Annotated in this window: 11 protein-coding genes; 2 read left to right on the top strand and 9 right to left on the bottom strand. The window is 70.9% G+C overall.

Features of this window, described 5'->3' with window-relative positions; genetic code table 11:
- Nucleotides 1-106: 106 nt before the first annotated feature.
- From R0145_RS04840 to R0145_RS04810, 7 genes are all read right to left on the bottom strand, one after another.
- A complete protein-coding gene (locus R0145_RS04840) occupies nt 107-1,027 on the bottom strand; it encodes a LysR family transcriptional regulator (RefSeq protein WP_317839282.1) in 921 nt (306 codons plus the stop codon).
- Nucleotides 1,028-1,061: 34 nt separating this feature from the next.
- Complete coding sequence (locus tag R0145_RS04835; protein ID WP_317839281.1) at nt 1,062-1,688, bottom strand: HyaD/HybD family hydrogenase maturation endopeptidase; 627 nt, start codon at nt 1,686-1,688, stop codon at nt 1,062-1,064.
- Nucleotides 1,685-2,929 carry a Ni/Fe-hydrogenase, b-type cytochrome subunit gene (gene cybH / locus R0145_RS04830; RefSeq protein ID WP_317839280.1) on the bottom strand — a complete coding sequence of 415 codons (1,245 nt, stop codon included), beginning with the start codon at nt 2,927-2,929 and terminating at the stop codon, nt 1,685-1,687. Before cybH ends, R0145_RS04835 begins: the two co-directional genes overlap by 4 nt.
- The gene (locus tag R0145_RS04825) at nt 2,926-4,665 is read right to left on the bottom strand and encodes a nickel-dependent hydrogenase large subunit (protein WP_317839279.1); all 1,740 of its coding nucleotides are present in this window, start codon (nt 4,663-4,665) and stop codon (nt 2,926-2,928) included. Before R0145_RS04825 ends, cybH begins: the two co-directional genes overlap by 4 nt.
- 2 nt (nt 4,666-4,667) lie before the next feature.
- Nucleotides 4,668-6,014: a hydrogenase small subunit gene (locus R0145_RS04820; RefSeq protein WP_317839278.1), complete on the bottom strand. Its 1,347-nt coding sequence runs from the start codon at nt 6,012-6,014 to the stop codon at nt 4,668-4,670.
- Between the two features lie 129 nt (nt 6,015-6,143).
- Nucleotides 6,144-7,076, bottom strand: coding sequence for a hydrogenase nickel incorporation protein HypB (gene hypB, locus R0145_RS04815; protein ID WP_317839277.1), 933 nt, complete (start codon nt 7,074-7,076; stop codon nt 6,144-6,146).
- The gene (locus tag R0145_RS04810) at nt 7,054-7,527 is read right to left on the bottom strand and encodes a hydrogenase maturation nickel metallochaperone HypA (RefSeq protein WP_317839276.1); all 474 of its coding nucleotides are present in this window, start codon (nt 7,525-7,527) and stop codon (nt 7,054-7,056) included. The genes hypB and R0145_RS04810 overlap by 23 nt, the downstream gene beginning before the upstream one ends.
- Before the next feature lie 81 nt (nt 7,528-7,608).
- On the opposite strand from R0145_RS04810, the gene R0145_RS04805 reads away from it, so the two are divergent.
- On the top strand, nt 7,609-8,652 hold the full coding sequence (locus R0145_RS04805) for a DUF1648 domain-containing protein (RefSeq protein ID WP_317839275.1): 1,044 nt from the start codon (nt 7,609-7,611) through the stop codon (nt 8,650-8,652).
- 143 nt (nt 8,653-8,795) lie between these two features.
- Nucleotides 8,796-11,312, top strand: coding sequence for a carbamoyltransferase HypF (hypF, locus tag R0145_RS04800; protein WP_317839274.1), 2,517 nt, complete (start codon nt 8,796-8,798; stop codon nt 11,310-11,312).
- A gap of 69 nt (nt 11,313-11,381) precedes the next feature.
- Here hypF and R0145_RS04795 read toward each other — a convergent pair whose 3' ends face one another.
- Nucleotides 11,382-11,840, bottom strand: coding sequence for a HEPN domain-containing protein (locus R0145_RS04795; protein WP_317839273.1), 459 nt, complete (start codon nt 11,838-11,840; stop codon nt 11,382-11,384).
- On the bottom strand, nt 11,833-12,540 hold the full coding sequence (locus R0145_RS04790) for an ArsR family transcriptional regulator (RefSeq protein WP_317839272.1): 708 nt from the start codon (nt 12,538-12,540) through the stop codon (nt 11,833-11,835). The genes R0145_RS04795 and R0145_RS04790 overlap by 8 nt, the downstream gene beginning before the upstream one ends.
- Nucleotides 12,541-12,598 lie beyond the last annotated feature (58 nt).

Here is a 12,598-nt window from a genome sequence, read left to right as displayed (position 1 = left end):
GCCCCCGTACTGAATTGTCTGCAGGGGTTCTTCGTTGCTTTTGTCGGGAACTGCACGTGCCGCCATCCGCAATGCCGACACGGTGCGAAGTCCGCCGGGAGGGCCGTCAGTCGAGTGGCGGTGGCGTCCAGTTCGTCTCCAGCAACTCGACGATCCGCCGCACCGTCCCCTCCCGGCGGGCATCGGCGGTGCGCCACGCCGCGCCCAGCGGGAACCGGAACCCGCGGTCGCTCAGCGGGACGAGCTGGAAGGCCGGATCGTCGAAGATCCGCGCGGACCCGCCGGTCCGCGGATGCAGGGTCAGGGCCAGTCCACCTCGGTACCGGATGTGCGCGGCGAGCTTGACGTGGTCGAACTCGGGGAGCTGCACGATGTCCACCACGCCGTGCGCCCGCAGGTTCGTGATCATCACCTCCATCGCCACCGGCTCCACGGCGGGCGAACCGATGGTGAGGGTGCGGCCGGCGAGATCGTCCAGGCTCAGGGTCTTCCGGTCGGAGAGCGGATCGTCCCGCCGCATGATCACCCAGGTCACCAGCTTGGCCAGCACCTTCGTCGACAGTCGTGGCCGGCCGATGGGCAGTTGGACCAGGGCGATCGTCAGGTCGCCCTGCTCCAGTCGCGACAGCAACTCCGCCCCACTGGAGAAGACGACCTCGACCCGGTCGTCCGGCAGGCCCTCGGCGATCAGCTGCTCGAATGCCTCGCTGGCCAGCGGGGGGCACAGCTGGGAGACCCCGAGACGTACGACCCGCTCCGGCGCCGACCGGGTGAACCGGCGGGCTCTGGCGGTCAGTTGATCCAGGTCCCGGAGCACGCGCCGCGCCAGCGGGAGCAGCTCCTGCCCGAGCGGGGTCAACTCCACGTGATGGTAGTCACGGACGAAGAGCTCGCCGCCCAGCTCTCGCTCGAGGTCCTTGATCGCCCGACTCACCGGTGAGGCACTCCGGTGGACGCGTTCGGCGGCGCGGCCGAAGTTCAACTCCTCGGCCACTGCGACGAAGCATTCGAGCCGGTCCAGCTCCACGACGTCGACAGTAGTTGGTGTCGTGGAGCCGGCGCTATCGGGTCCCGGATCGTCCCGCCGGCGTGCCGGCGGATCCGCCGGCAACGGCCAGCCACTCATCCAGCAGCTCGGTGGCCGACCTGACGGCCGCCGGGATCGCTGCGGCCACCGCCGGGCTGAGGCCCAGCCGGAGCTCCACCGACTCCGGGACGATGCCGATCACCTCGACCGTCCCGGGCTCGCTCCCGAGCAGCCGGGCGGCCGCGAACACGTCGAGCAGGCCCACCTGGTGGGGCGACAGCTTGGTGGCCAGCATCCGCGGCACCTGGTCACCGTTGAGACGTACGACCGTGCCGGGCACCGGCCCGGCCACCGCATCGAGCACCAGCAGGCGCTCGGATTCCTGCACCAGCGGGAGCAGGTCCATCCCGCCGGTGCCACCGTCCACGTAGTCGAGGCGATCGTCGGGGCGATCGTCGCCGCGGGCCTGCCGGACGGCGTCGAGGAGGGCCAGGCCCACCCCGTCGTCGCCCATGATCGGGTTGCCGACGCCGAGCACCGTGACCTGCGCCGCCGGGTCGAGCTCCGGCACCACGGCCTGCACCTCGGGCCGCAGCACAGGCCGCGGCGCGGGCCCGCCGTCGGCCGACGCGGCACCGCGGTACGGGTCAGCCTGCGTCATTCGATCTCCGGCGCGTCGACCGGCTTGGCGCCTCGGCGCAGCCACACACCGCCGTTGATCATCGACGACAGGCCACCGTGGCGTTCCAGGGAATCGGCGCGGACGGCCAGGTAGACGTGGACGATCACGAACACCCACAGCAGGAACATCATCGCGGCGTGGAACATCCGCACCCCGGGGATGCCGAACCAGTGCACCGGCATCGACGCCAGTCGCCACAGTGGGTTGCCCTGGTGGTAGAGGCCGAAGAGGGTCAGGCCGGTGGCCATCTGTACGGCGCAGGCGAGGTAGACGGCGGTGTAGGTGAGCTGCTGCAGCGGGTTGTGGGCCAGGTAGAGCGGCGCTTCGTCCTTGATCAGGGCGTAGTGCTGGACGACCCGTCCCAGGTTGCGGACGTCCTCCTTGCGCTTCAGCGGCCAGAACGCCGACCAGCGCAGGTACGGGTCGCGGGAGGTGAAGGCCAGCACCACCCGGGTGGCCCCGACCACCAGCCAGATGAACGCGGCGGTGAAGTGGATGAAGCGCATCCAGCCCATCAGGAAGCCGGTCGGCTCCCCGGAGTCCGCCGTGGGGCCGAAGAACGGGTCCATGATGAAGTAGCCGGTGCAGCTGAGGATGAACACCATCGCGACGTTGATCCAGTGCTGCAGCCGCAGCGAGCCGGTCCACACGTTCACCCGTACCCAGCTGCCGGGGTGGGCGGCCATGTCGCCGTCGTCCTGTCCGTCCACGTCGGGCCGTACGGTCACGAACCCCTCGAGCCGGTAGGGCCCGACGGTCCCATCGGGAGCCACCCGGGCGACCGCCACTCCCAGGGTCCGGCAGCCGCGCCGCAGGGCGACCGCCGCGTTGCGCCGCGCGACGGACTTCTCCTCGGCCCCGTTGGTGACCTGCCGCAGCACGTCGGTCAGCCGGCCGCGCATCACCATGACGTACGCGCTGGCGCCGGCGGTGAGCGGGAAATCGGGGACCCGGGTGAGGCTGTAGCGCCGGTCGGTCCGGGCCGGATCGACGTCGGACGGATCCACCTCGGGCAGCCGGATGTCGGGGCGCTCCGAGTGCAGCGACCGGCCGAGCGCCCGTTCCACCGGGTCGGTGCTGCCGGTCGGGGACAGCGCGGCGAGGGCCAGCACCCGGGCCTCGCTGAGGTGCCCCAGGCTGAACGCCGATCCGACCCAGATCCGCGGACCGGTGGCCGGCGCGGAGGACGAGGACGACCCGGCGGACTCGGTGATGCTCATGACGCCACGACCTGCAGTTCGGATCCGGCCGGGTCCAGCACGTGCACCGCGCAGGACATGCACGGGTCGAAGGAGTGGATGGTGCGCAGCGGCTCCAGTGGCTGGGACGGGTCAACCAGCGGGTGTCTGCCGTTGCCGGCCAGCGATTCCTCGTACGGTCCCTGGTGGCCGTCGGCGTCCCGGCCGCCGGCCAGCCAGGTGGTGGGCACCACCGCCTGGTAGCGGGCCACCTTGCCCTGCTCGATGGTCACCCAGTGGCTGAGGAACCCGCGCGGCACCTCGATCAGCGAGAAGCCGGAGGACCGCCCCGGCCAGGACAGCGGCTCCCACCGGGAGGCGTCGAAGACGGCGAGGTCGCCGCCCTTGAGGTTCTTCACGAAGGTCGGGAAGGTGGTCTGCGACAGGATGTCTGCGATGAGCGAGCACTCCAGGGCGCGGGCCAGGGTCCGGCCGGCCGTCGAGTTGAGCTGGCCGACGCTGATCCCCAGCTTCCGGCAGGCGCCGTCGACGAGCGTCTTCGTGGCCGGGTGGCCCTGGGCGTACGCCAGCAGTACCCGCGCCACCGGTCCGACCTGGACCACCCTGCCGTCGTAGCGCGGCGCCTTGCTCCAGGTGTACTCCGGGTTGTCGGCGACCCACTCGTACGGCGGCTTGGGGCCGGTGTAGTGCGGCGTCGTCTCGCCCTTGTCCGGGGTCAGGCCGACGTCGCCGTCCTGGTAGGTGTACCAGGCCGAGCTCACCCACTCGGCGATCTTCGTCGGGTCGAACGGGTGGACGGTGCCGAGATCACCGTCGTAGATCGCCCCCGGCTTGACCTCGGTGAACGCCGAGGTGAGGCGCGAGGAGGCGGGATCGCCCGCGTAGGTGGCACCGGCGAGGCCGACGGCGAGGAAGTTGGGCTGGGCGGCGCCGATGCCGAAGTAGTCCTTGTAGACGCCCATGATGGCGACCGCGTCGGGGACGTAGCAGGTCGAGACGAACTCGGTGGACTCGGCGATCCACTGCTCGATCTGGTCCAGCTGCACCTGGTTGATCGATTCCGAGTGGTTCGGGTCGATGGTGCACGCCATGCCGCCGACAAGGAAGTTCGGGTGCGGGTTCTTGCCGCCGAAGACCGTGCCGATGCGGATCATCGAGCGCTGGAACTGGAGGGCGTCCAGGTAGTGCGCCACCGCCATCAGGTTCGCCTCGGGAGGCAGCCGGTAGTCGGGGTGGTCCCAGTAGCCGCCGGTGAAGATGCTCAGCTGGCCGGAGGCGAGGATCCCCTTGACGGTGTCGCGCACCTCGGTCATCCGGGCCAGCGTGTTGCCCTTCCAGGTGGAGCCGATCGCCTTGGCGAAGTCGACCGCCTTCTGCGGGTCGGCGGTCGCGGCGGAGGGGACGTTGACCCAGTCGAGGGCGTGCAGGTGGTAGAAGTGGATGACGTGGTCCTGGATGTTCTGCGAGGCCAGCACCATGTCGCGGATCAGCCGGGCCTGCTGCGGCGGGTTCGAGCCGATCGCGTTCTCCACCGCGACGATCGAGGCGACGGCGTGCACCGAGGTGCACACCCCGCAGATCCGCTGGGTAAAGGCCCAGGCGTCACGCGGGTCGCGGCCGGCGACGATGGTCTCGATGCCGCGGAACTGGGTGGTCTCGCTCCAGGCCTTGCCGATCTTCTTGTCCCCGGTCTCCAGTTCGATCCGCAGGTGCCCCTCGATCCGGGTGAGGGGGTCGATCACGACTCGCTGGGCCATCGCTACTCCGCCTTTCCTGCCTCGTCACCGGGTGTCGTCGCGTCCGGTGGCGTCCCCGGTGGGGTGCTGTCGGTCCGGGTCTGTGGGGCCGTGCCCTCCGACGGCGCCTCCGGCGCGGTGGTGGCCGACGGCATCCCCGATGCGGTGCTGGCCGACGCGGAGCCACTGTCCGTAGAGGTCGGCTCGGGCCGCCACTCCCGCTCACTGTCGCCGAACGCCTGCAGCGGCCCGGCCGCCGCGGCCGAACGGCGGGAGGCGGCCTGGCGGGCCGCGGTCAGGCCGGCGTGCAGGCCGACGCCGGCGACGGTGGCCCCGACCAGGCCCCAGCCGACCTTCTCGGCCGTCGACTCGATGCCGATGCCGGTGACGTCCGGCAGCACCTGGTAGAACGGGGTGAACCGGTCGAAGAACTCCTTCTCGGTGCAGCCGATGCACGGATGTCCGGCACCGATCGGCCAGCTGGTGTGCAGGTTCCACTGGAAGATCGGGCACGGACTGAAGGTGCTCGGGCCCTTGCAGCCCACCTGGTAGAGGCACCACCCGGACCGGGCGCCGTTGTCGTCGAAGGTCCGGACGTACTGGCCGGCGTCGAAGTGCGGGCGGCGCGGGCAGGAGTCGTGGATCCGCTGGTCGTACGCGAAGAGCGGGCGTCCCTCGGCATCGGTCTTCGGCAGGGCACCGTCGTGGCTGAGGACGTACGCGACGGTGGCGGTGATCACCTCGCCGATCGGCGGGCAGCCGGAGACGTTGATGACCGGCTTGTCCTTGATGATCTGGTCGACGCCGACGGCGCCGGTCGGGTTCGGCTTCGACGCCTGCACCGACCCCCACACCGCGCAGGCACCGACCGCCAGGATCGCGGTGGCGTGTTCGGCGGACTCGCGGAGCACCTGCTCGGCGGACTTGCCGCCGATGACGCAGTAGGCGCCGTTCTCCTTGACCGGCACCGACCCGTTGACCACCAGCAGGTGGTCCTTGGCGTTGGTGTCATCGAGGGCCTTGTTGGCCGCGTCGCCGGCGGCGGCCATCACCAGCTCGTTGTAGTTGACCGACAGCAGGCTGAGGACCAGCTCCTCGACGGTGGTGCCGCCGGACCGCAGCGTGCTCTCCATGCAGCCGGTGCACTCCTGCAGCTGCAGCCACACCACGTTGGGCTTGGTCACCGCGCCCAGCTTGTCGGCGATCTCGTCGGCGGTGGCCGGCGGCGCGCCCGCGGTCGCCACCCCTCCCATCGCGAAGACGGCGGCCAGGCTGCCGCAGAAGGCCAGGAAGTCGCGGCGTTTCACCCCTGCCCGCGCGAGGTTCGCGGCGAGTGTCGGTTCCTGCCAGCCCTCCGGTTGGTACGTCATGCCACTGCCATCCCCTCCCGCGCTGGGAGCGCGCGTCGCTCGGCAGCAGGCTGCGTCACGCGGCTGAACGCGGCGAGTCTGCATTCATTCCCCGACAGGCTATCCGTCTACGTCACCTGTAGTGGTCGATCACCGAGGACCGTTCACTCCAGCGGAACGGCGGCACCCCTGGGTCACCCAGTCGATCCACGCGTCGACCCCTTCGCCGGTGCGCGCCGAGGTCTCGATGACGGTCGCGGTGGGGTTCACCGCGCGCAGGTTGCGCAGGAAAAGGTCCTTGTCGAAGTCGAGATAGGGGGCCAGGTCCATCTTGTTGAGCACCACTACCTCGACCGTACGGAACATCACCGGGTACTTGAGGGGCTTGTCCTCACCCTCTGTGATGGAAAACACCATCGCCTTGCGGTGCTCGCCGACATCGAACTCGGCCGGGCAGACCAGGTTGCCGACGTTCTCGATGATCACCAGGTCGAGGGCGGCCAGGTCGAGGCCACGTAGCGCTGTCGCCACCATCGGGGCGTCCAGGTGGCACTCGCCGCCGAACCCGTCCCCGGTGTTGAGCAGCGAGATGCGGGCGCCGTAGCCGCCGAGCCGTTCGGCGTCCAGCGGCGTCTCGATGTCCCCCTCGATCACGCCGACCCGCAGTGTGCCCTGCAGGGTGGCCAGGGTCCGGGCCAGCAGGGTGGTCTTGCCGGCGCCCGGGGAGCTCATCAGGTTCACCGCCCGGACCCCGGCGGCGTCGAGGGCCGTACGGTTCGCGGCAGCCAGCCGGTCGTTCTCGGCGTAGATGTCCTCGAGGATCTCGATCCGTTCCCGGCCGGTGCCGTAACCGGAGTGGTCCCCGATCAGCTGGTCCAGGTCCGCCGAGCCGGTGTGCGGCAGACCGTCGCCGTGGGTGTGTCCCTCGCCGTCGTGCTCGTGGACGTGGAGGTGTCCCTCCTCGTCGTGCTCGTGGACGTGGAGGTGTCCCTCCTCGTCGTGCTCGTGCACGTGGAGGTGTCCCTCCTCGTCGTGCTCGTGCACGTGGACCGTGCCGTCGTCATGCCGATGGAAGCGCCCCATCGCGATCTCCTTTCCCCGGGTCAGTCTCGCACCGACCGGCGGGGTCGTCGGTCGGGGTCGTGGTACGTACCTCGGCCGGGGTTCGCAGGCCCGTCGACGTATCTCCATCGAGCGGGGTACGTACGTCGACCGCAGTGAGGACGAACTGTTCCCCGCTGGTCAGTTCGGTGTCGGTCGAGCCGCAGGCCCGGCAGTAGAAGCCCAGCTCGGGGCCGAGTCGGGCATTCGTGCCGCAATCGCGGCAGACGAGGATCGCCGGCAGCTGCCGCAGCTCCAGCCGGGCCCGCGCCAACGAGGTCTCCTTCACCACGAAGGTCCAGGCGAACTGCATCGCCTCGGGCACCACCTGGCGCAGCTGACCGACGTCGACGTAGACGGCCTCGACCTCACGGTCGCCGGTGGCCCGGGTGACGGCCGCCGCCAGCTGGCGGCACAGGGACACCTCGTGCATGCCGACCAGTGTCCCACCGGCGATAGGCTGAGAACCGTCGGGCCCGCCCATCGCGGACAGGCCCCAGACACCGGAGGGACCATGGTCACGGCCCGCACCGTACCCCGCCGAGCCGCGACGACCGCACTCACTCTCGGCGTGCCGCTGTTACTCCTGTTCGCCTGCTTGTTGTGGGCGTGGTCGGTCCGCAGCGAGTTACCACAGCCGATCGCCGTCCACTGGGGCCTCGGCCGCGCTCCCGACGGCTTCGGCACCCTTGGCGGGCTGCTCCTGATACCCGCGATCATGGTGCCTGTGTTCGCGCTGGGGTGCTGGGCACTCGGCTTCTTCGGCGGCACCTCCGCAGTGACCCGACGGCTCGCGGCGGGCATGGCCACAGGGCTCAGCACGTTCCTGTGCGTGCTCACCGCGGCTGTTCTCGCCGGTCAGCGCGGACTGGCCGACGCCGCGATGGCGGACCCGATCGGCCCGTGGATCGCCGCCGCCCTGGCCGCTGCCTTCCTACTCGCCGTGGCCGTTGCCGCCGTGATGCCCGGCGACCCGATCGTCGCGGCCGAGACGACCGTCCCGACCGAGGCTGCGCGGCTGTCCGGAGCGGAGCGGGGCCGCACCGGATGGACCGGGACAGTCGCCATGCCGCACCTGCCGCTGGTCGGCGCCGTCGGCGGTGCGATCACCGCCATCGCGGTCGTGATCACTCTGGTCGCTCCGCCCTCGGCGCCGATCACCTGGGCGGTGGCCGGCCCACTCGTACTCGTGGCCGTCCTACTGGTGGTGACCGCACGGTGGACGGTCCGCGTCGACGCCGCCGGGCTGACAGCCCGGTCGTGGGCATCGATCGTACGTGTTCGGGTGCCGATGGTCGAGGTCGAATGGGCCGAGGCCGACACCGTCGACCCGCTCGGTGACTTCGGCGGCTGGGGCTTCCGGATCGGCTGGGGTTCCCGGATCGGCGCCGGGGAAACCGTCGGAGGCCTGGGAACGGTCGGCGTGATAGTCCGCACCGGGACGGCCCTGGTGATCCACCGCAGTGCCGGCCGGACGTTCGTCGTCACCGTGGACGACGCCGCCACCGCCGCAGCCCTGCTCAACGCCTTGGCCGAGCGTTCCCGCACCCCCGCGTAGGCGACGTCCTCCGAGGACGCCCGGTGCCTCTTCCCTGGGAAGCCCGGACCAAACGCGTCACGGCGTACGCATCCGCGACCGGGCGGGCGGACGCGGATGCGTACGAGCGGTAGCGTCTGCACCCGAGGGGGCAGGGAGGGGTGATGTCCACGGTCCGTCGGGAGTACCTGCTGCGCGGGGTGGTGCAGGGCGTCGGCTTCCGGCCGCATGTCGCCGTGGTGGCCGCTCGGCACCGGGTCACCGGGCTGTGCGGCAACGACGACCTGCAGGTGTTCGTGGAGGCCCAGGGCACGCCCGGCGTACTGGACGATTTCCTCACCGACCTGCTGGACACCTTGCCGCCGCTGGCGCGGGTGATCGATCTCACCCGGCGTGACCTCACTCCGGTGCCTGGTGAGGAGGGGTTCCGGATCGTGCCGAGCCGGCACCTGCCGGGGGTCCGTACGCTCATCCCGCCGGACGTGGCCACCTGCCCGGATTGCCTGGCCGAGATGGCCGACCCGGCGAACCGCCGTCATCGCTACGCGTTCACCACCTGCACCAACTGCGGCCCGCGGCTGACGATCATCGAGGATCTCCCGTACGACCGGGCGGCGACCACGATGCGCCGGTTCCCGATGTGCCCGGACTGCGCCGCGGAGTATGCCGACCCGGCCGACCGCCGCTTCCACGCCCAGCCGATCAGCTGCTACGCCTGCGGGCCGCGCCTGTGGCTCGCCCTGCCCGGGGACGACGCAGCAGAGCGTCCGGTCGCCGCACCGGCAACCCCGGCCGAACAGGACGCGGTGATCACCGAGGCCCGCCGGCGACTGCTGGCCGGGCAGATCGTGGCGGTGAAGGGGCTGGGCGGCTTCCACCTGATGTGCGATGCCCGCAACTCCGGAGCGGTGGCACGACTGCGGGAGCGCAAACGCCGCGGCGGCAAGCCGTTCGCCGTGATGGTGCGCGACCCGGGGGCGGCCGGACGACTGGCCCGGCTCAGCACCCCGCAGGTGGCGCTGCTGACCTCCCCGGCCCACCCCATCCTGATCGCCCCGAAGGCCGCGGCGTACGACCTGGCCGGCGAGGTCGCCCCGGACTCCGACGATGTCGGCCTGATGCTGCCGTACGCCCCGCTGCACACCCTGCTGCTCGACCCGAGCGATGGCGCCGGGGACCTGGCCCTGGTCGCGACCTCCGGGAATTTGTCGGAGGAGCCGTTGTGCCACACCAACGCCGATGCCTTGGACCGGCTCTCCGGGATCGCCGACGCCTTCCTGCTGCACGATCGCGACATCGCGGTGCCGGTCGAGGATTCGGTGTTGCTGGCCCTGGCCGATTCCGACGCGGTGCCGCTGCGGCGTTCCCGCGGGAACGCGCCGCTGCCGCTGGTCCTCCCCCACCCCACCGATCCCCGTTCCGGCCGACCCGACCGCCCCGGCGGCACTGAGCCGGTCGTCCTGGCGGTGGGTGGTGAGTTGAAGAACACCTTCGCCCTGGTCACCGGGGACCTGACATTCGTCTCTGCCCACGTCGGCGACATGGGCTCGCTCGCCTCACAGCGAGCCTTCGAGGCGTCCGTGCGGCAGCTGACCACGATGCAGCGGCGCGAACCCGAGGTGGTGGTCTGCGACCTGCATCCCGGCTACGCGACCACCGGCTGGGCCGAGCGCTATGTCGAGGCCCGTCCCGGGGTGGAGCTGCTCCGCGTCCAGCACCACCACGCCCACGCCCTCGCGCTGCTCGCCGAGCACGGCATCGCCGACGGACCGGTCGTGGTGGCCGCCCTGGACGGCACGGGGTACGGCGACGACGCGGGGCATCCGGGTCCCACCGACCCATCTGCCGGGACGGGCGTCGCACAGTCCGGCGCGACGGACACCGATCCCCACACCAGTCTCTCCTCCGGCCCCTTCCGACCGCCGAGCACCGGCGAATCACCCGCACCCACCATCTGGGGTGGCGAGATCCTCGTCCTCGGCTCCCCCGCAGACCCGTCGCCCTGGTCGTGGCGGAGAGCCTGGCACGTGCCGCACTTCCCGCTGGTCGGCGGCGACCGCGCCATCCGGCAGCCGTGGCGCATCGCCCAGGGCGTAGCGGCCGCGTGGGACCTCGACATCTCCGGCACTCCTGCCGCGACCGGGTCCCCAGAAGCCGAGCGTCGACTCGTCGCCTCCCAGCTCGCCACCGGCCGGGGCGTGGTGCAGACCAGCTCGGCGGGACGGCTCTTCGACGCCGCGGCGGCGATGCTGGGGCTGTGTCTGGAGGTGACCTACGAGGCGCAGGCCGCGATGATGCTGGAACGCATCGCCGCGCGCTGGGCCGGCGAACACCCGCACGGCGCGACCAGCGTGACCGGACAACCGCCTGATCTGCGGGCCGTGTTCGTGGACCTGCTGGACCACCGCGGGGCCACCGTCGAGGAGCGGGCCTGGCGCTTCCACCAGGGTCTGGCCCACGTGTTCGCCGACCGGATCGGCGCCGCCGCGACGGAAGCTGGCACCCGGTCGGTGGGCCTGACCGGCGGCGTCGCGGTGAACCGCCTGTTCAGCAGCCGCCTGACGGGTCTGCTGCGGGCACGGGGGCTACGCGTGCTCACCCATCGGGTGGTTCCGCCCAACGACGGGGGGCTGTGCCTGGGGCAGGCGTGGGCCGGGCGGCTCGCCCGCCCCGCCCGGTGACAGGGCGACGGAGGGCCCTGTCCCGCAGCAGGAGGCGTTCCCCGGTCCGCTGCCCGGCGACTCTGGCTGTCACCCGGTGCGAGCGCGGACGTACGTCGTGCAGAGCTGAACGATCGTGTCACCGGCGGAGATCGCCTCACCGACGTCCTGACGGGTGGCGGCGGGATGCTTGCCGTCCGGGTATTCCGTGCTGTTGCGCACCTGTCGCATCCACTCGAACTCCGCGATCCCCTCCGCGCCGCCCGGCAGGAGGAGAGCCACCGCCATGCCGGTGTTCCGGTGTGCGCCGCCGACGGGTCGGACCCGCAGCCCTTCGACCGCCAGAACGGCGGTCAGGGCCTTGCGTGCCCCGTCGTACGCCGCGGTGAACGCCATGGCGATGTCTTCGGTCCCCATCAGGATCGCCGCTGTCCGCAGGTGCTGCTCGGCCATGGTCACGACGGCGCGCGCATGGTCCGGATTCGCCTCGACCCGATCGAGGCGCCGATCCGAGAGCATCCGCTGGATCCCTTCGGGGTACTCAGTCATCACGGTCGGCTCTCAGCACCTCGACGAGTGGGCGTTCCCGCAGGGTGGCGATGAAGGGTGACGGGGCGGCGTCCTGCCAGTCCGCGGGCGAGACACGGCTGATGTTCACCTCGACACCGATCTCCTCACCGGCACGGGCAGCGACATCTGCCAGCACGCGACGTGGCGTCGAGCCGACGACGAGCACGTCGACATCGTTCGGAAACTCGCCTGGTTCGCCGCTCCGTCGCGCCGCCCAGGACCCGTAGATGTAGACGTCGGACACGCCCGCGACACCGTCGAGGAGTCGACGGAGGACGGGAACCGGACCATAGGTCGCTGCGACGATGTCCCGCATCAACCCGTACAGTGGGTGGTCGACGTTGGCACGAACAAGCCGGTTCCGGCCACTCTGTCGGTCCCACAGCACCCCGGCGTCGACAAGGCGGCCGACCTCGCGATGCACGATGGTGGAACTCACGCCGATCCGACGTCCCAACTCTGCGAGCGAGAGCTCCTCCCCCGGACGCCCCAAGGTCTCGGCCAACAGTGCGCCGACGACATCGGAACGCACGAACGGCGTGAGCTGGGACGGAAGAGTCTTCACAAAACGTGAATATATATCCCGTTTAAAGGGACTGTCCAGCCCTGGGACCCGACCGCTGGGACTGCCGCCCTCTCCGGAGGCGCGTGTCGCCCGTAGGTTTCTGCGGTTACTCACTCACCAAGGCGCGGGCGAAGCGCACAACCGAGCCGAAATGCGCAACCCGGCCGAAACA

This window comes from Raineyella sp. W15-4 (assembly GCF_033170155.1).
Classification (GTDB): domain Bacteria; phylum Actinomycetota; class Actinomycetes; order Propionibacteriales; family Propionibacteriaceae; genus Raineyella.
This window is presented reverse-complemented; position numbering and strand designations above follow the sequence as displayed.

Bases quoted from the DNA above. Each gene is read 5' to 3' on its own strand.
- R0145_RS04835 (WP_317839281.1), bottom strand. From the start codon at position 1,688: ATGACGCAGGCTGACCCGTACCGCGGTGCCGCGTCGGCCGACGGCGGG.
- cybH (WP_317839280.1), bottom strand. From the start codon at position 2,929: ATGAGCATCACCGAGTCCGCCGGGTCGTCCTCGTCCTCCGCGCCGGCC.
- R0145_RS04825 (WP_317839279.1), bottom strand. From the start codon at position 4,665: ATGGCCCAGCGAGTCGTGATCGACCCCCTCACCCGGATCGAGGGGCAC.
- R0145_RS04820 (WP_317839278.1), bottom strand. From the start codon at position 6,014: ATGACGTACCAACCGGAGGGCTGGCAGGAACCGACACTCGCCGCGAAC.
- hypB (WP_317839277.1), bottom strand. From the start codon at position 7,076: ATGGGGCGCTTCCATCGGCATGACGACGGCACGGTCCACGTGCACGAG.
- R0145_RS04810 (WP_317839276.1), bottom strand. From the start codon at position 7,527: ATGCACGAGGTGTCCCTGTGCCGCCAGCTGGCGGCGGCCGTCACCCGG.
- R0145_RS04805 (WP_317839275.1), top strand. From the start codon at position 7,609: ATGGTCACGGCCCGCACCGTACCCCGCCGAGCCGCGACGACCGCACTC.
- hypF (WP_317839274.1), top strand. From the start codon at position 8,796: ATGTCCACGGTCCGTCGGGAGTACCTGCTGCGCGGGGTGGTGCAGGGC.
- R0145_RS04795 (WP_317839273.1), bottom strand. From the start codon at position 11,840: ATGACTGAGTACCCCGAAGGGATCCAGCGGATGCTCTCGGATCGGCGC.